The organism is Nonomuraea sp. NPDC051298 (assembly GCF_055586305.1).
In genome coordinates this window covers 62782-80179 of record NZ_JBVJIM010000026.1, presented here as the reverse complement: position 1 = coordinate 80179, position 17398 = coordinate 62782, and the positions used below count along the sequence as shown (strand labels likewise).

Genomic DNA, 17398 nt, shown 5'->3' with positions numbered 1-17398 from the left:
GCCAAACTCCACCATTCTGCCGTAGTCCGCTGCGCTTGTCGTGGGATTATTTCTCGTCACGCCGGCGACCTCGTCCGGACGATCAGCGCCGTGCCCGTGCTGGTAGTGCCCCGCGCGGGCGTCCGCCGTAGGTGAATGCCGGGGAAATTCAGCACGACCGGGACGGTCACCCAGCGTTGAGCATGGCGTGAAGAACGTCCCGAGTCTCATTGAACGTTATTGATCGTCCGGATATTGTGCGAGATGCCCGCGATCACCCCCAGGAAGTAAGGTGCCATGAGACGGCGGCTACGGCAGGTCTTCATCATCGGACTCACCCTCTCGCTCCTCGGCATCGGCGTCCCCGCGTGGTCCGAGGACGACGACAGAAGCTGCAACGACCTGATGGCCGCCGACACCCCGGCGTACGTCGTGTGCACCTGGATGGCCACCCCCGAGGAGGCCCTGGACATCGCCAAGTTCTGGCTCGACAACGACGGCCAGAACATGATCGACGCGGAGCCGCTGCCCCCGATCACGATCGACTGCAGCGAGCCCGGCAACGAGTGCCCGACCGACTCCGAGGGCGACGGCCAACTGCGCGGTGACGGCGACCCTGACGTCCCGGGCGCCGAGGACGGTGGCACCCCCGAGTGCCAGAACGGCGAGCAGTGCTACGTCGACCCGAGCACGATCAGCGCCGCCGAGAAGGAGTCCGCCCAGGAGACCCCGGCAGGCAAGGCCGCGCAGGCCGTCGCCCAGACCACCATGCGCGTCTGGATCGAGACCGAGCTGGCCGACGACTACAAGGCCGGCAAGCTCGCCGAGGCCGCCAAGAAGGTCGCCGCGCTGGCCGCCACGCAGCCCGGGGTCGTGGGCGTCAGGTTCACCTCGCAGCTCGGCTACAACCAGACCTTCACGACGGCCGAGGACCTGGACAAGTTCGTCAGCGAGGCCGCGACCGCCCTCCGGACGCTGCTGCCGGGCAAGAAGCTGTCGGCGCACACGGTGGTGCCGGTGTTCGGCTGCGGGGCGAACGACACCTGCAAGACCGAGATGACCAAGAAGTACCCGCTGCTCGACCCCGAGCGCATCGGCACCTGGCTGAACAAGGGCTACATCGACCAGCTCGCCCTCGACAGCGCCCACCTGGCCACCGGGTACGCCACCTGGAAGATCGACGCCACCGAGGCCCAGCGCAACCAGTGGATCCAGGTCCGCGCCCGCGCCTGGGACGCCTACGCGCAGATCGCCGCCGAGGACTCCTCCTTCGCCTCCGTCGGGTCCTCCCAGCTCACGGAGGAGCAGGCCACCAAGGCGATCAGCGAGCGCATCGCCGCCCCGCTCCAGGACGACGCCGCCGAGACGGTCACCGTGTGGAGCCGGTGGCAGGACAACCAGGGGCAGGTCAGCCGCGTGTACGGGGAGAAGTGGGGCGCCAGCGTCACCTGGGAGCAGCTCAAGAAGCTCGGCTCCATCCGGGCCAGGCTCGCCACCGTGTACGACCCGGCCCGTCCCGAGGTGGACATGGCCACGGACCTGAAGAACCTCTCCGAGGTGTTCGGCCAGGTGTACCTGCACACCTCCTGACGCCGTTCCTCCCACGGCCGGGTGCCGCCCTGTATCCGGGCGGTACCCGGCCTTTTCGTCCGCACGGGCGCTCGGAAGGGTTCTGGAGCGGCCGGGGGCGTGGCTCCGGCGTTACGGTCCCGTCACCGGGCGGTGCGGCCGTTGCCGCTCCGGGCGGTGCGTGAGAGTTTCGAACCCGCCGGGGATGGCCATTCGGTGATCGACCCGTCACCGAACGCGACCGTCGCGGGTCACGCTCTCACGAAAGGGGTTCACCATGGCCGCGAACTTCGCCGAGCTGCCGGCGCCGGAGTCGGTACGGCTGATCGACTTCGAGGAGGCGCGGGTCGTCCCGGGCATCGTGCCCGACTCGTTCATCCTGGTCGTCAGCGGCACCAAGCCGTACCTCAACATGACGGTGAAGCTGTCGCCGCTGGTCTACGTCACGCGGCCGGAGTACTGGGGCATCGAGGTCGTCGGCGCGCTGCCCGGCGTGGGGCTCCCGGCGACGGCGCCGTACACGGTGGCGCTGCCGCTCGACGGCGTCCTCGGCACCAAGGGGATCGAGGTCGTCGGGGCCACCCGCCGCAAGACCTTCGACGTCCCGTAGGCGGGGCCTTCGCTCGGATCCCCATCATGGGTGAATAAAACCCCTGATGGGGGAGATTTCGGTATCTTGCGTAGTTCGAGATGACCGAAACCCGCGACAGAAGGGAACGGCACGTGTCCGACGATGCCGGCCTTCAGGCGCTCCGCGAGGCGGCGCGCCTATCCCCGGACAACTTCCCCCTCCGCCAGCACCTCGCCGGACTGCTCCTGGCCAAGGGCTACCTCGCCGACGCCGAGGCCGAATTCCGCGCCGCGCTCGTTCTCGCGCCCAAGCACCCGGACATCACGGCCGGGCTGGCGGAGACGTTCGTCCGGCAGAGCGCGTTCGGCGCCGCGCTGGCCGCGCTCGAACCGCTGCTGGCCGAGCCCGGCTACCCGCCCAGGTTCGGCGTGCTGGCCGCACGGGCGCTGCTCGGGGAGGGCGACACGGGACGGGCGGGCTACCGCTACCACGAGGCGGTCTCCCGGGACCCGTCCGTGGCGGACGCGGAACTGGCCGCCCGCCTGGCCCCGCCCCCGCCCGTCGCGCCGCCCCGGCCCGCCACCTACGCCACGCCTGCCCAGCCCGTACAGACCGCGCACGCGACGTACGCGACCTCCGCCCCCACGCCCCACACCAGTGCCGAGGTGGAGCGGGGCGGGCTGACGTTCGCCGACGTGGCGGGCATGGAGGCGGTGAAGGAGGCGCTGCGGATCAAGCTCCTCCTCCCCATCCAGCAGCCGGACCTGTTCGCCGCCTTCGGCAAGCGCGCGGGCGGCGGCGTCCTGCTCTACGGGCCGCCGGGAGCCGGGAAGACGCACCTGGCCAGGGCCGCCGCCGGAGAGCTGGGCGCGGCGTTCGTCAACGTGGGGCTGTCCGACATCCTCGACATGTACATCGGCTCCAGCGAGCGCAACCTGCACGCCACCTTCGACCTGGCCCGCCGCCACCGTCCGTGCGTGCTGTTCTTCGACGAGGTGGACGCGCTGGCCGCCCGCCGCTCCGACATGCGCCAGGCGCACACCCGGCAGCTCGTCAACCAGTTCCTGGCCGAGCTGGACGGCGTGGACCAGAGCGCGAACGAGGGCGTCCTGGTGCTGGCCGCCACGAACGCCCCCTGGTACGTGGACGCCGCCTTCCGCCGCCCGGGCCGCCTCGACCAGCCGGTGCTCGTGCCCCCGCCGGACCAGGCGGCACGCGCGGCCATCCTGCGCATCCTGTGCCGTGACAAGCCGCTGGCCGAGATGGACTTCGACGCCGTGGCGCGGGTGACCGAGCACTTCGTCGGCGCCGACCTCAAGGGCGTCGTGGACCGGGCGGTGGAGGCTAAGCTCCAGCAGTCGATCAGCGCGGGCCGCGCCATCCCGCTGACCACGCCCGACCTGCTGGCCGCCGCCCAGGCCGTACGGCCCACGGCGGTACGGGAGTGGATGGCCACCGCCCGCAACTACGTGATGCACGCGAACGACTCCGGCGCCTGGGACGAGCTGCTGCCGTGGGTCAAGGGCAAGTGGTGAGTGACCTGCCGGGTCCGGCGACCGGGCGGGGAGTGACGCGGTGAAGGTCGCGGACCCGGTCGAGCGGGCGCGTACGCTCCTGGGGATGCGCCGCCCCGCCGACGCGGAACGGGAGCTGCGCGGCCTGCTCGCCCAGGAGCCGGAGCACGTGGCCGGGCACGCCCTCCTGGGCCTCGCGCTGGTCGAGCAGCGCCGGGTGGCCGAGGCCGTCGAGGAGGCCGGCGAGGCCGTACGGCTCGCGCCCGACCAGTGGCTGCCCCACTACGCGGCGGCGCAGGTCCACTACCGCGCCCGCCGTCCCGGCGACGCCATGACCGCCATCCGCGCGGCCCTCGCCCTCCAGCCCGAGTACGCCCACACCTGGGACCTGCTGGCCCGTACGCACATGCTCCTGGGCGAATGGCGGCAGATGGCCGACGCGGCCCGCCGCGGGCTGAGCATCGATCCGCAGGACGCCGACCTGGTGAGCCTGCTCTCGCTGGCCCGCACCAACCTCGGCGACGCGGGGGAGGCCCGCGCCGCCGCCGCGCACGCCGTCGGGCTCGACCCGGAGAGCACCCTCGCGCACTTCGTCCACGGCCGGGCGGAGCTGCGGTTCGGCGAGCCCCGGCGGGCGGCGGAGTCGTTCCGCGAGGTGCTGCGTCTCGATCCGGGCTTCGGCAGGGCCAGGGACCTGCTCGTGGCGGCGCTCAAGCAGCGCAACCCGCTGTATCGGTGGCTGTCGCGGCTGCGGGGCAGGTTCCCCGGCGGCTGGCGGCTGGTCTTCCTGCTGCCCGCGATCCCGCCGGTCATCCTGGTCTTCGTCGTCATGGCCGTGCTGCACTGGGTGGCGTGGGTCGCCGAGGCGTGGACGACGTTGCGGCTGGCCCGCGCGAGGACCACCCGGCTGCTGTTCGAGGGCGTCGAGGCGCGGGTGGCCGTGGCGTGCTGGGGCCTGGTGGCGACCGGCGCGGTGCTGCTCGGGCTGGGCATCGGGCTCGGCCAGGACGCGGTGGGCGTCGCGGGCGTGGCCGTCATGGCGCTGGTCACCCCCGTCCAGGAGGCCGCGCACACCGGCTCGCCGCGCCGGCGGACCGTCCTGTACGGCTGGGCGGTCCTGCTCGCCGTGGCCGCAGCCGTCTCCGTGCTCGTCTCCCAGCCGACCGTGGCGCTGCTCGCCGTGTACGCCGCGCTCGCCACGGTCTGGGTGGCCACCGCCGTCAGGGGACGGCTCACCGACGCGCTCTGAAGGTGCCCTGAAGGCGCTCTGCGGCCGCTGGAGCGCTCAGAGCAGGGTGCCGCCGCTCACCTCGAACCTGGACAGGGCCTCGTCGATCCTGGCCAGCGTGTCGGAGTGGAGGCTGAGGTCGGCCGCGGCCAGGTTCTCCTCGATGTGCGACGGCGTACGGCTGCCGGGGATCGTCACCACGTGCTCGTCCTGGTGCAGGAGCCAGGCCAGGGCGAGCTGGGCCGGGGTGATGCCCAGTTGCGCGGCCAGGGCCTTGACGGGGGCGTAGCGGTCGTTGTTGCCCGCCAGGTTCGCGGCCGAGAACCGGGGCGCGTTGTGGCGGAAGTCGCCCTCGCCGAGCGCGCTCACCGTGCCGGTCAGGAAGCCGTTGCCGAGCGGGCTCCAGGCCACGATCCCGACGTTCAGCTCACGCGCCGCTGCCAGCAGGCCGGCGTCCACGGGCCGCCACATCGACCACTCGTTCTGCACGGCCGTCACGGGGTGCACCGCGTGTGCGGCCCTGAGCTGGGCGGCGGTCACGTTGGACAGGCCGATGTGCCTGATCAGCCCGTCGCGCACCAGGTCGGCCAGCGCGCCCACCGTCTCCTCGATGGGGACGCCGGGGTCGGGGTAGTGGGCGTAGTAGAGGTCGATCACGTCGGTGCCGAGGTTGCGCAGGCTGCCTTCCGCGTAGCGGCGCACCAGGCGGGGCTCGGCGTTCACGCGCAGCTCGCCGAAGGCGTAGCCGACGGGATGCGAGCGGCTCGGCTCGCCCTCGGGGATCGCCAGGCCGAACTTGGTCGCGACCACCACCTCGTCCCTGCGGCCCTTGATCGCCCGGCCGACCAGGCGCTCGTTGTGGCCGTTCGCGCCGTACGCGTCGCTGGTGTCCACGTGGGTGCCGCCCGCGTCGAGCGCCGACTTGAGCGCGGCCTCGGCGCGGGTGTCGTCGATCTCGCCGTACACGCCGGGTGACAACACCATGGCGCCGAAACCGATGGCGGGAACCTGCAAACTGCCAAGAGTGCGCGTCTTCATGGCTCGATCCTGCGGCAGGGCCCGCCCGACGGTCCAAGACCTTTTGCTATAACCGGTGGTTATGGACGTGCACCTGCGGGATCTGCGCTACTTCGTGGCGGTGGCGGACGAGCTGAACGTGACGCGGGCGGCGGAGCGGCTGTTCGTCTCCCAGCCCGCCCTGTCCAAGCAGCTCAGGGCGCTGGAGCGGCAGCTCGGGCTCCGGCTGTTCGAACGCGTGCCCAGCGGCGTCGTGCTGACCAGGCAGGGGGCGGCGCTGTTGCCGGTCGCCCGCGACCTGCTCGGCCGGTGGAGCGCCGGAGTGGCGCAGGCGCGGGCGGCGGAGCCCGCCGGCACGCTGGTGATCGGCTTGCAGACGGCCGTGGGCCGGGGGTTGCAGCAGGAGGCGCTGCGCCGCTTCCGCGCCGCGATGCCGGGGTGGGAGGTGTCGTTGCGGCTGGTCGGATGGGACGACCCGAGCGGCGGGCTGGCCGACGGGTCCTCCGACGTGGCGTTCATCTGGTTGCCGGTGCCGGCCGGGCTGGGGACGTACGTGCTGGTCACCGAGCGGCGCGGGGTGGCCATGCCCGCCGACCACCCGTTGGCCGGGCGGGCGGAGATCCCGTTCGGGGCGTTGCGCGACGAGCCGTTCATCGCGCTGCCGCCGGCGGCCGGGCCGCTGCGGGACTTCTGGCTCGGGCTCGACGCGCGCGACGACGAGCCGGTGATCGGGGTCACCGCCAACACGCCGGAGGAGGTGTTCGAGGCCGTGACCGGCGGGCTCGGGGTCGTGCTCGTGGCCGAGGGGAACGCCGAGCTGTACAACCGGCCGGGGCTGGCGTACCGGCCGGTCACCGGGCTGCCTCCGGGGGAGCTGGCCATCGCCTGGCGCGAAGGTGATCCGAGCCCACAAGTCACGGCATTCATCGACGCACTGCGACAAGTGACCACTAAGGTCTGACCCGAGATCGGATTCGCAGAAGGGCGACCCATGACCGACTACTCGACCACCTTCGACCTGATCGACGCCGACAAGGACGGCCGCATCTCCGCCGTCGAACTCGTCCGGCTGATGGAGGTGCTCGGCCGGCCCGTCACGCTGGAGGCCGCGCAGGAGGGCGTGATCAAGCTGGACAAGGACGGCGACGGCCTGATCGACCTCGAGGAGTTCAGCGCCTTCCTCCACAAGTGACAAAAGCAAGCACTTGCTGCGTTGAGGTCGTGCGGATGGCGGTCGAGCAGGCCATCGAGGGCTTCCTCGACCGCATCGAGCACCCCGGCGCCCCGTGGACCCGGAGCCGTTCCGCATGGTCGGCCTGCCCTGCGCGCCGCGGCGGCTGACCTCGATCACAGGTACGACGGCCCGTCCACCCGGTGGCGGAACGTCCACCACACCCATGCCTGGGCGGCCACCAGGAACGGCAGCAACGTCAGGACGATCGGCACCAGCAGCGGCCCCGACGTGCCGGGCACCAGCGGCAGCCGCAGCCCGGCCAGCAACCCGACCGTGATCAGCGCGGCCGAGGTCAGCGCGTACGTACGGGCCTCCCCGGCCCCGCCCGACATCACGGCCGCCCGCTCCCGCAGCGTCCCGCGCAGCCGCAGCGCCGCGAACGCCAGCCCGTGCGTGAGGAACAACGCGGCCAGCACCAGCGCGGGCAGCAGCGCCACCGGCCCCTGGATGCCGAGCAGCACGTTGGACAGCAGCGCGCCCCAGGACAGCGCCAGCCCCCAGCTCCCGGCCACGATCGCGCCGTCCCAGAACCCCTGCCAGCGCGCCCCCGGCACGCGCCCGCGCAGCCACAGCCCCATGTCACGCGCGACCCAGGCCAGCAGCAGCGTCACGACCAGCGTGTAGTTGCCGTGCAGCAATTCGCTCTCCAGCCGGGGGAAGAGCCCCGCCAGCACACCGGCCGCGGCCACCAGCCACACCTCGTTGCCCAGGAAGAACGGCGCGATCGCGGCGATCGTCTCGCGCCGCTCGCCCGCCGACCGCCCCAGGTACGGCAGCGCCATGCCGACCCCGATGTCGGCGCCGGCCAGCACGAGATAGCCGAGCGCGAAGAAGGCCAGTACGAAGATCTCCATGTGCGGGCTCCCAACTTTCTCGCAGGCTTCAGAACGACGGGACGGGGACGGGGGCGTCGACCGGCCGCTCGCCCAGCGCCACCGTGCCCGGCCCGCGGCGGGCGTGCCTGGCCAGCAGCCAGTAGTTGATCACGATCAGCACCGCGAACACCCCGGCGAACGCGCTCACCGAGAACCGCATCTGCGCCTCGGACACCGGTGACATGGCCTCCGACGTGGGCAGCAGCCCGTACACGGTCCAGGGCTGGCGGCCCATCTCACGGAAGATCCAACCGGCCGTCATGGTCACGAACGGGATCGGGATCATCAGCGTCAGCAGCCCGTGCCACGCCCTGAACCCGCGTACGACCGGCCGGAAGAACATCAGCAGGCAGCTCAGCCCGGCCAGGATCATCATCACGACCCACAGCAGCACCATGGCCAGGCCGCTCGTGTGCACCCACGCCACGGGAGGCAGGTAGTCGCCGGGCCCGTGGGCCGTCACCATCGCGGCCTGCGCGGCGGCCAGCCGGTCGGGGGTGTTCACCCAGGCCGCGACCTTCGTGGGCTGCAGGGTCTGGAACGAGATCCCGCCGAACGCCGCGTTCACGAACGTGGCCGGCGCCGCCACGCCGAGCCCGATCCGCAGCGACTTGCGGAAGAAGTCCTGCTCGGCCGTGCGCCTGCGCAGATGGTACGCGCTCACCCCGGCCACGAAGAAGCCACCGACGATCATGGAGCCGACCAGCACGTGCCAGAACGCCACCTGCGCCGCCGGGTTGGCCACCATCGCCCCGAAGTCGGTCAGCCGCAGCCGCCCGCCCTCCACGACGTGGCCCACCGGGTTCTGCAGGAAACCGTTGGCGATGAGGATCCAGAACGCCGACGCGTACGCGGTGAGCGTGACGACCCAGATCAGCGCCAGGTGCGCCCACCGGTTCAGCCGGTTCCACCCGGAGATCCACAGCCCCAGGAACGTGGACTCGACGAAGAACGCCACCAGCGTCTCGATCGCCAGCGCCGAGCCGAACACGTCGCCCGCGTACTCGGTCAGCCCGCTCCACGACAGCCCGAGCTGGAACTCCATCACGAGCCCGGTGGCGATGCCCATCGCGTAGTTGATGATGTAGAGCTGACCCCAGAACCGGGTCATCCGCAGGTGGACGGGGTCCCCGCCGAACGTGGCCCGGGTCTGTACGACGGCCACCAGCGACACCAGGCCGAGCGTCAGCGCCACGAACAGGAAGTGCGCGCCCGCGGTGAGCGCGAACTGCAGGCGGGCGAGGTCCACGGTTTCCATGCCGGGAGCCTTCCGCTACGGCTGCGCCCGTCGCGTCATGCCCCGGCGTTGACTCGTCCTACATCTCGGGTCGCACGGCCGGGCGGGGGCGTACGGCTCAGGGTGTAAGCCAGCCGGGGGTGATCATCCCGGCCTCGTACGCGATGACCACGAGCTGGGCCCTGTCGCGTACGCCCAGCTTCGTCATGATCCGGCTGACGTGCGTCTTCGCCGTGGCGGGGCTGAGCACGAGCCGGGCCGCGATCTCGTCGTTGGACAGGCCGCCGGCCACGAGCGCCATGACCTCGCGCTCGCGTTCGGTGAGCGCGTTCAGCTCGGGGCCGGGGTCGGGACGCTTGACCCGGCCGGCGAACTCGGAGATCAGCCGGCGGGTGATCGACGGCGCGATGAGCGCGTCGCCCCTGGCCACGACCCTGACCGCGTGGATCAGCTCGGCCGGCTCGGTGTCCTTGACCAGGAAGCCGCCCGCGCCGGCCCGCAACGCGCCGTAGACGTAGTCGTCGAGGTCGAAGGTGGTCAGGATGATCACCCGGACGTCGTCGAGCGCCGGGTCGCCCGCGATGCGGCGGGTGGCCTCCAGGCCGTCGAGTTCGGGCATGCGGATGTCCATGAGCACCACGTCGGGCCGGTGCTCGCGGGCCCCGGCGACGGCCTGGGCGCCGTTGGCGGCCTCGGCGACGACCTGGATGTCGTCCTCGTCGTTGAGTATGGACCGGAATCCGGCCCGCACCAGGGTCTGGTCGTCGGCGAGCAGTACGCGGATCATTGAGCCCCGTTCGTCGGCTGGGTCAGCGGCAGGCGGGCGGCGACGCGGAAGCCGCCCTCGGGGCGCGGGCCGGCCTCCAGGGTGCCGCCGAGCGCGGTGGCGCGCTCGCGCATGCCCTGCAGGCCGAAGCCGCTGCCCTCGTTGTACGTGGCGCCCGGCCCATCATCTTCCACTCGGATGACGATATTTCCGGACTTGTTGGTGATCGTGAGGGTTGCCGTGTTGGTTCCCGAGTGGCGGGACACGTTCGTCAGCGCCTCCCTGACGATGCGGGCGGCGGCCAGGTCCACCTCGGTCGGCACGGCGTCGAGCGGCCCCGACAACTCCGTACGCACGTCCAGCCCCGACGCCTCGACCAGCGCCGCCACCCGCGCCAGGCTGTCGGCGGGCGTGACCGGCGCGTCCTCGTCCACCTGGCGCAGCACGCCCAGCGTGGTACGCAGCTCGCGCAACGTCTCCTTGCTGGTCTCCTTGATCGTACGCAGCGCCTCCTCGGCGCCCTCAGGCCGTTTGGCGAGCCCGTGCAGCGCCGCCGCGGCCTGTACGTTGATCATGGAGATGTTGTGCCCGAGCACGTCGTGCAGCTCTCTGGCGATCCGCAGCCGCTCCTCGCTGGCCCGCCGCCTGGCCTCCTCTTCCTTGGTCTGGAGGGCGTCGAGGGCGTGCTGGTGGGCCTCCAGGAGGTAGGCGCGGCGGTTGCGCGTGACGCCGCCGAACGAGATGGCCGCCACCACCCAGCCGGCGATCATCATGAACAGGCTGTCGTCCACGTGCCGGGTGCCGCCGGTCTCGCCGATGCCCATGCCCAGCAGCGCCGCGGCCCCCGTGGCGATGGCCGCGGCCAGATGCCCCCGGTCGGCGGCGGTGTAGAGCACGACGAACAGCAGCACGATCATGGGCCCGTCGAGCCTGGCCCACGGGTAGTAGGCGGCAGTCGAGACCGCCACGACGATCAGCGCCGCCACGGGGAAGCGCCGCCGCAGCAACACCGCCCCGCACGCGACCAGCGGCAGCACGACGTCGAGCGCGTTGACCGAGCTGGGGTCGCGGAGGAAGTAGACGCCCACCGTGCCGGCCAGCACGGCGGCGGCGGTCGCGAGTGACGCGGTCGTGCTGGTCGACGGCCTCCTCATGGCTCTCATTCTGTACGGCCGCGTAAATGACCGGGTAATCGCCGGGGCTCATCTGGGTAGAGCGGGTGAATGAGCACAAAGGACGACCTCCAGCGGGTCGAAGAGGACCTGGCCCGGTTGCGCGCCGAGAACCAGGACGTCCGCGACCAGATCCGCGACATGGGCGCGACCGACCAGGTGGAGATCTCGGCGATGATCAGCCAGGCGGACGAGCAGGTCGAGCTGATCGCCGAGCTCGAACGCCGCCGCGACACGCTGATCCAGCGGCTGGAGAAGGGAGGGCGGGGGAAGGGCGCCCGCTGAGGGGCGCCCAATGAGTGAACAGGTGAGTGAACAGGTGAGTGAGCAGGTGAGTGAGCAGGGATGAGCGGGTGGGTCAGCGGGTGGATTCGCGCAGGGCGGCGCCGACCTCGTGCAGGTGCCGCAGCGCCTGGCCGTACGACGTGACGAGGCCGGTCTGCAGGTAGTCGACGCCGATCTCCTGGCAGTACCGCTCGACGATCGGCTGCGCCCTGCGCAGGTTCGGGGCGGGCATGTTGGGGAACAGGTGGTGCTCGATCTGGTAGTTGAGCTGGCCCAGCGCCACGTCGGTGAACAGCCCGCCATGCACGTTGCGCGAGGTCAGCACCTGCTTGCGGAGGAAGTCCAGCTCGTCCTCCTTGGTCAGGATGGGCATGCCCTTGTGGTTGGGGGCGAACGAACAGCCGAGGTAGATGCCGAACAGCCCTTGGTGCACGGCCAGGAACAGCAGCGCCTTGCCGAACGGCAGCACGGCGAAGACCACGCCGAAATAGAGGACGAAGTGCGTGATGAGCAGCGTCAGCTCCAGGCCGCGCCGCTTGGCCGTGGGCTGGAACAGCGCCTTGATGCTGGCGATGTGGAGATGCCAGGCTTCGAGTGTGAGCAGCGGGAAGAACCAAAAAGCCTGATATTTCGAGATAAATCGAGGCAAGCCGCTGCTGCGTGCCACCTGGTCCTCCGACCAGACGATCACGGCGGGTGAGACGTCGGGGTCGTGGTCCTCGTGGTTGGGGTTGGCGTGGTGGCGGTTGTGCTTGGTGGTCCACCAGCCCCAGCCGAGTCCGACGCCGAAGTTGCCGATGATCAGGCCCGCGATGTCGCTCGGCCGCCGCGTCCTGAAGACCTGCCGGTGTCCGAGGTCGTGGGCGAGAAACCCGAGCTGCGTGAAGACCACGGCCAGGGCCACCGCGACGAGCAGTTGCCACCAGGAGTCTCCCAGCCAGGCGAACAGCGCCCAGCCGCCGACATAGAGCGCGGCGACGATGCTCGTCCGAATGGCGTAATAGAGGGGACGCCTGTCGAGGAGACCGGCGTCCGAAATCCGATGGGCTAGTCGGGCGAAGTCACTGCCTCGAGTGTCGATCGTGCCGGGACTGGCCACTGGTCTCCCTTACCTCGCGGTTCGTTGCCCTAACCTTGGCGCATTCACCGCGAAACCGGAAGCACACCGGCGGACGACCTTAGCGTCCCCTAACTTGGGCGGTGAGAGCACCGTCGGCCGGGCGCCCGAGAACTGCCCGAACGCCCCCTGACCTGGCCCGGAGCATTCGACACCCGAGCCGCTCCCCGCAGCGGTTCCGCGGGCGGGCGCGGCGGCGGCGCGCCGGGCTCCGGCGGGCGGGCCCGCCACCAGTTCGCCGTCCACGACCCACGACCCACGACGCGCGGCTCCGCGACGGCGGGCAGCGCGGCGTCCGCCCCGGCAGAGGTCGTGCTCTGCCCGGGCGCCGGATCCACGCGTGGCTAGCTTGCGGAAAGGCGGTCGAACAGGGCCAGGGCCGCTTGCTTGACTTCCTCCGGCGTGACCCCGTCCAAGGTCTTCCTGGCATCGGTGATGTCGCGGGTGGTGGCCAGGGTGATGGCCACGGACGAGGCGGCGGCGCGGTCGATCGATCCCGTCGGGGCGGCGTCGGCCAGTTCCTGGGCGCTCGCGGCGAGGTCGAGGTTGTCTCTCAACAGATCTCCTCGGGTGAAGACGGTCCGGCCCATTGCATCACTTGGCATCGTGCCGCATCCACCATTCGGTGAATTCCCGGCATCGGCCGTCGGGCGCGAACCGGATGATCCACAAGTTGCTGTACGTTTTGTCAGGATATGTCGTGACTCCTTGGATGACACCAATGCCCTCACCGGTGCCCTCGGTCACGCACACCGGATGCCATTCGAACGTGGCCTCACCAGGCTTGTCCTGCCGTTCCAGCCACTGCGCGACGATCTCGTCACGCCCCTGCCAGGGCCGGCTGTGCGGCTCGGTGTAGTACACCGCGTCCTCGGTGAACAGGGCGGCGATGTCGTCGGGATCGTTGGAGTTCCAGGCACGTACGTACCCCTCGATCCACGGACGCGGTTCGGCCATCGGGTCATCCTCTCAGCGGGTCGTGGCCGACGGACATCAGCTCGCGGCGCGAGTCGTCGTCCGTGCGGTCGCCCAGGGTATCGACGAGGTCGACGACCTTGCGCATCACGGCGAGATCGACCTTGGTGAGGTCGCCCTTCCGCTTGTTCAGGACGTGCAGCACGCCCCGCCCCAGCTCGTCGATGCCCAGGTCGGGGTCGGGCGGGAAGCCCTCCTCGTCGGAGGCCGCGGTCAGCAGGTGGGACCGCAGCTCCTGGGAGTTCATGTTGACCGCCCGATGGAACTCGTCCCACAAGACGTCGGTGTCAAAACCCTTGGTCATATTGGGCCGCCTACCCGCCGGGCTCCACGTTATGTGCTCTGACCTGCAGTTTTGCCGCTCGGTCAAGCAGTTCGCGCCCTCGGCGAGCCGCTCCCGACAGAGATCGTCGCCGCCTTCCTCAGGTCACGATTCACCACAATTCGCATCTCGTTCCGGTACAGAGGTACTCAGGTCACCCCCACGCGCCTCAGTCACAGTGGAGCCGTCTCTGCGCGGGGGACGCGGGGACGGCTCCCCACGGACTGCCGCGAGGAGGGGACGGCACGTGCCGCGGGCCGGGCCGGGCGGTCTGCCAGCCGCCACGTCCCCGCCCGCGGCACGTGCCGGAGGCGCACGCCGTGGGGGAACGCCGTGGGGGAACGCCATCACAGAACGGCGGGCCGCCAACCGTTCATGCGGCGTGCCACGGCTTGGACTCCCGCGTCTCCTTGGCGGCACCGGCGACGCGCAGCGCGTACGTGGCCCGCTCCGCCCCCTCCACGGGCCCCAGATAGGTGTGCCCGGTCAGGTGGCACCACGCGGGCAGGTCCACGGGCGCGGCCGGGTCGGCGGCGATCAGGTGGATGACGGCGCCGGGACCGGCCTCGCGTACGTGCGCGCGCAGTTCGATGAGCAGTTGCACGCACAGCTTGTCGCCGCCGTCCACTACGAGATCAGGCATATCTTCAGGAAATCATCCCTTGAGTCCCGTATGCGCCAGGCCCGCCACGAACTGCTTCTGCGCCACCACGAACACCACCAGCATCGGCAGTCCGACCCGCCAGAACGTGGCCAGCCGTCCCAGCCCAGGATCGGGATGAGGATCAGCGGCCAGTGCGTGTCGGTCAGCCCGGCCGTGAAGAGCCGGAAGAGCCGGAAGAGCGGCACGGCGTGCACGTGACGCAGGCGTGGTGCCCGCCCGCCGACGAGTGGGAGGAGGCGGCCACGGCCCCACGACGGTCCCGCTCGGGGTCGCCAGGTTCCCCGGGCGACCTCGGCTCGCCGCGCGGGTGAGCCCCGGCGGTCAGGCGGCCGCGCAGGAGTAGGACGACACCGTGGCCGTGTCACCGCCAGGACGGCTGACCTGGAAGCCGAAGCTGGTGGCGGCCCCGGCCCCGAGGGCGCCGTTGTGACCGGCGTTCCGCGCGGTCACCGTCCGGCCGCTGATCGACGGCGTCGCGTTCCACGAGCCGGTGACGGTGTGCCCCGGGGGCAGCGTGAAGGTGACCGTCCAGCCGGAGATCGCCGTGGAGCCGCGGTTGGTGATCGTGACCGGCTGGACGACGTACCCGCCGTTCCACTGTCCCTGGACCGTCCCGGCCACCGTGCACCCGCCGCCCGGTTCCGCGGCCGCCGTGGTGAACGTCGTGGCCGGTGAGCTGCCCGACAGGTTCCCCGCCCCGTCGCGGGCGCGGACGTACACCTGGTACTGCGTCGACGGGCTCAGGCCGGTCAGGTGGACGGAGGCGGTGGCGCTCTGCCCGAGCAGGGGGTCGGTGCCGCCCTGCTCGCGGTGGACGTCGTACCCGGCCAGCCCGGAGCCGCCCGTGTCCGTGGAGGCGGGCCACGTCAGGGTGGCGCCGGTGGCGGTCACGCCGGAGACCGACGGGGCGCCCGGCGTCGTGGGCGCGGTGGTGTCGGCGCCGCCCCCGCCGAAGAACGCGGCCTCGCGCGAGGTCTGCCCGATCCCGTTCGCGCCGTTGAAGATGCGCTGCCCCCACGGGGTCAGCGACGCGGGGTCGAAGCCGGTGACCATGTCGAGGTATTCGACGCCGCCGCCGTTGCCGCTCCATGACCAGCCGAGGTACCCGATGCCGCGCGACTGGGCCTGGGACATGATCGTGTCCTCGTCGGGGTTGCCGTCGGAGTGGTCGTGTCCGAACTCGCCGATCACCAGCGGCAGGCCGGCGGTCTGGAAAGCGCTCAGGTACGCGGTGATCTCGGCGGCCGTGTCGAAGACCCCGTACATGTGGATGGAGAAGACCGTGTTGCGCTGCGGGTCGGCGTCGAGGACGGCTCGCGCGTTGTCGCGCATGGTGAACTGCCAGTCCTGGCCCCAGTTGGGCGCGTCCACCATGAGCAGGTGCTGGAAGCCCAGGGCGCGCATCCGGCCGATCGCGCCGGTCGTCGCGCCGGTCCAGGCGGAGACCCCGGCGTTGCCGTACGGCTCGTTGCCGAGGTTGACGACGATGAAGTCCTCTGTGCCGGTGAGCGCGCTCCTGACGCTGCTCCAGTAGTCGACCGCCTGGTCGAGCGAGTACGCCCCGCCCTGCTCCCCGTAACCGGTGGTGTCGTGGTTCTCGAGCACGCAGACCAACCGGTTCTGGCGGCAGAGGGAGACGACGCCGGCCACGTCGGAGACGCCGTTGGCGGGCCACCGGCCGCCGCTCAGCACGACGCGCACCGTGTTGGCGCGCAGCGCCTTGATGTCGGCGAAGGCGCTGGTCCGGCCGGTGTACCAGGCGTGCGGATGGCTCACGCCGCGCATGACGAACGCGTTCCCGCCGGCCTCCAGGATCCTGGTGCCGCTGACCCGGAGCCCGGTCGCGGCGTGCGCGGGCGCCGGGGCGACGAGCGTCGGGACGAGCAGCGTCAAGGCGAGCAGCAGCATGGAGACGAGCGGTGTGGAGGCGGGGGGCGAGGGGAGAGCCGCCGCCGCGGTCCCGGGTCGTTTGGTCACGGGGGGTGCCCCTTCTGTCGACCGGTTCGGCGCAACGGGCACATGCTCGGCGCAATTCACCCCGATGTACAGCGAACCGGGGGAGCGCCCTCAGGAATGCCTGGATCGCGGTGAAAGTTTCACCGCGGCGGCTGTTCGCGGAGCGTGGGCAGGCCCGCGGCCAGGGCCGAGAGCACGCGTACCAGGGTGGGCAGCAGCTCCGGGCAGGCCGCCGCCAGCTCGGGGTCCTGGGCGTAGACCTGGGCGAGCGCGGGAGGCGGGTTGGCGACCGGGTACAGCATCCCGGCCAGGCCGCTCGCGGCGGCCACCAGTTCCGTGCCCTCCTGCTCCGTCAGGTCCGTCACCGCCGCCACCCGGGCGCCCATCTCCTTGAGCACGGCCTTGACCGTGCGCTTGAGGGTGTGGGCGGCCGCGACCGACACGTTGTGCTCCAGGCTGATGGAGAGGTGGCCGAGCAGGTCGCAGAAGAGCGGCCGATCGGCGACCGTCTCGGCCAGCGCCGCCACGACAGGAGCCACGCCGATGGTCGGGCCGCTGGCCGGGGTGACGGCCGGGGTGACGGTCGGGCCGGTGGCCGGTTGGGTTACCGGGGGCAGGCGGTCGGCGACGGCGGCGGCCCACTGGTGCCACTCCTCGGCGGTGAGTTCGAGGTAGATCTCCTCGCGGGTGCCGAAGTATCGCATGATGTTCGACTTCGCGATCCCCACGGTGTCGGCGACGGCTCCCAGGGTGACGTTGCGTACGCCGGAGGTGCGCGCCAGCTCACGGGCGGCGGTGAGGATGGCCTCGCGCCGCTGCTGCTTGTGCTCTGGCCGCCTGGCCCGGAGGAATGCCGACCGCGTCATATCGCCCTCAGCATACTTGCGGGTTTAACAGAACACTGTTCACTTGTTAGG

The 17398-nt window shown here is 71.2% G+C and carries 19 protein-coding genes; 7 read left to right on the top strand and 12 right to left on the bottom strand.

What is annotated here, in order from left to right:
• The first annotated feature begins 276 nt into the window (after nucleotides 1-276).
• From ACZ6S0_RS43785 to ACZ6S0_RS43770, 4 genes are all read left to right on the top strand, one after another.
• Entirely contained in the window at nucleotides 277-1569 is a 1293-nt protein-coding gene (locus tag ACZ6S0_RS43785) for a hypothetical protein (RefSeq protein WP_465925307.1), read from the top strand.
• 256 nt (nucleotides 1570-1825) lie between these two features.
• Nucleotides 1826-2158 carry a hypothetical protein gene (locus ACZ6S0_RS43780; RefSeq protein ID WP_465925305.1) on the top strand — a complete coding sequence of 111 codons (333 nt, stop codon included), beginning with the start codon at nucleotides 1826-1828 and terminating at the stop codon, nucleotides 2156-2158.
• A gap of 113 nt (nucleotides 2159-2271) precedes the next feature.
• On the top strand, nucleotides 2272-3654 hold the full coding sequence (locus ACZ6S0_RS43775) for an AAA family ATPase (RefSeq protein ID WP_465925303.1): 1383 nt from the start codon (nucleotides 2272-2274) through the stop codon (nucleotides 3652-3654).
• 40 nt (nucleotides 3655-3694) lie between these two features.
• Nucleotides 3695-4882, top strand: coding sequence for a tetratricopeptide repeat protein (locus ACZ6S0_RS43770; protein ID WP_465925301.1), 1188 nt, complete (start codon nucleotides 3695-3697; stop codon nucleotides 4880-4882).
• 36 nt (nucleotides 4883-4918) lie between these two features.
• Here the strand turns inward: ACZ6S0_RS43770 and ACZ6S0_RS43765 are convergent, their stop codons facing one another.
• The gene (locus ACZ6S0_RS43765; RefSeq protein ID WP_465925299.1) at nucleotides 4919-5899 is read right to left on the bottom strand and encodes an aldo/keto reductase; all 981 of its coding nucleotides are present in this window, start codon (nucleotides 5897-5899) and stop codon (nucleotides 4919-4921) included.
• Between the two features lie 61 nt (nucleotides 5900-5960).
• On the opposite strand from ACZ6S0_RS43765, the gene ACZ6S0_RS43760 reads away from it, so the two are divergent.
• Both ACZ6S0_RS43760 and ACZ6S0_RS43755 read left to right on the top strand, forming a co-directional pair.
• On the top strand, nucleotides 5961-6839 hold the full coding sequence (locus ACZ6S0_RS43760; RefSeq protein WP_465925297.1) for a LysR family transcriptional regulator: 879 nt from the start codon (nucleotides 5961-5963) through the stop codon (nucleotides 6837-6839).
• Nucleotides 6840-6869: 30 nt separating this feature from the next.
• Nucleotides 6870-7070, top strand: a complete 201-nt coding sequence (locus ACZ6S0_RS43755; protein ID WP_465925295.1) for an EF-hand domain-containing protein — start codon at nucleotides 6870-6872, stop codon at nucleotides 7068-7070.
• Between the two features lie 155 nt (nucleotides 7071-7225).
• Here ACZ6S0_RS43755 and ACZ6S0_RS43750 read toward each other — a convergent pair whose 3' ends face one another.
• From ACZ6S0_RS43750 to ACZ6S0_RS43735, 4 genes are all read right to left on the bottom strand, one after another.
• The gene (locus tag ACZ6S0_RS43750; RefSeq protein ID WP_465925293.1) at nucleotides 7226-7966 is read right to left on the bottom strand and encodes a cytochrome d ubiquinol oxidase subunit II; all 741 of its coding nucleotides are present in this window, start codon (nucleotides 7964-7966) and stop codon (nucleotides 7226-7228) included.
• Between the two features lie 28 nt (nucleotides 7967-7994).
• A complete protein-coding gene (locus ACZ6S0_RS43745; protein ID WP_465925291.1) occupies nucleotides 7995-9245 on the bottom strand; it encodes a cytochrome ubiquinol oxidase subunit I in 1251 nt (416 codons plus the stop codon).
• Between the two features lie 97 nt (nucleotides 9246-9342).
• The gene (locus ACZ6S0_RS43740) at nucleotides 9343-10011 is read right to left on the bottom strand and encodes a response regulator (RefSeq protein ID WP_465925289.1); all 669 of its coding nucleotides are present in this window, start codon (nucleotides 10009-10011) and stop codon (nucleotides 9343-9345) included.
• Nucleotides 10008-11144, bottom strand: a complete 1137-nt coding sequence (locus tag ACZ6S0_RS43735) for a sensor histidine kinase (RefSeq protein WP_465925287.1) — start codon at nucleotides 11142-11144, stop codon at nucleotides 10008-10010. Before ACZ6S0_RS43735 ends, ACZ6S0_RS43740 begins: the two co-directional genes overlap by 4 nt.
• A gap of 69 nt (nucleotides 11145-11213) precedes the next feature.
• On the opposite strand from ACZ6S0_RS43735, the gene ACZ6S0_RS43730 reads away from it, so the two are divergent.
• Nucleotides 11214-11447, top strand: coding sequence for a hypothetical protein (locus ACZ6S0_RS43730; RefSeq protein ID WP_465925285.1), 234 nt, complete (start codon nucleotides 11214-11216; stop codon nucleotides 11445-11447).
• Nucleotides 11448-11520: 73 nt separating this feature from the next.
• Here ACZ6S0_RS43730 and ACZ6S0_RS43725 read toward each other — a convergent pair whose 3' ends face one another.
• The 7 genes from ACZ6S0_RS43725 to ACZ6S0_RS43695 all read right to left on the bottom strand — a co-directional run bounded on the left by ACZ6S0_RS43725 (nucleotide 11521) and on the right by ACZ6S0_RS43695 (nucleotide 17347).
• Entirely contained in the window at nucleotides 11521-12546 is a 1026-nt protein-coding gene (locus ACZ6S0_RS43725; RefSeq protein ID WP_465925283.1) for a fatty acid desaturase family protein, read from the bottom strand.
• A 362-nt stretch (nucleotides 12547-12908) separates the two neighbouring features.
• Nucleotides 12909-13121 carry a hypothetical protein gene (locus ACZ6S0_RS43720; protein WP_465925281.1) on the bottom strand — a complete coding sequence of 71 codons (213 nt, stop codon included), beginning with the start codon at nucleotides 13119-13121 and terminating at the stop codon, nucleotides 12909-12911.
• 37 nt (nucleotides 13122-13158) lie between these two features.
• On the bottom strand, nucleotides 13159-13521 hold the full coding sequence (locus tag ACZ6S0_RS43715; protein WP_465925279.1) for a YybH family protein: 363 nt from the start codon (nucleotides 13519-13521) through the stop codon (nucleotides 13159-13161).
• A gap of 4 nt (nucleotides 13522-13525) precedes the next feature.
• Nucleotides 13526-13843: a DUF3140 domain-containing protein gene (locus ACZ6S0_RS43710; protein ID WP_465925277.1), complete on the bottom strand. Its 318-nt coding sequence runs from the start codon at nucleotides 13841-13843 to the stop codon at nucleotides 13526-13528.
• 391 nt (nucleotides 13844-14234) lie between these two features.
• Nucleotides 14235-14504, bottom strand: a complete 270-nt coding sequence (locus tag ACZ6S0_RS43705; RefSeq protein ID WP_465925275.1) for a sulfurtransferase TusA family protein — start codon at nucleotides 14502-14504, stop codon at nucleotides 14235-14237.
• Nucleotides 14505-14846: 342 nt separating this feature from the next.
• Nucleotides 14847-16502: a cellulase family glycosylhydrolase gene (locus ACZ6S0_RS43700; protein ID WP_465925273.1), complete on the bottom strand. Its 1656-nt coding sequence runs from the start codon at nucleotides 16500-16502 to the stop codon at nucleotides 14847-14849.
• 119 nt (nucleotides 16503-16621) lie between these two features.
• Nucleotides 16622-17347, bottom strand: coding sequence for a TetR/AcrR family transcriptional regulator (locus tag ACZ6S0_RS43695; RefSeq protein WP_465925271.1), 726 nt, complete (start codon nucleotides 17345-17347; stop codon nucleotides 16622-16624).
• Nucleotides 17348-17398: the final 51 nt, after the last annotated feature.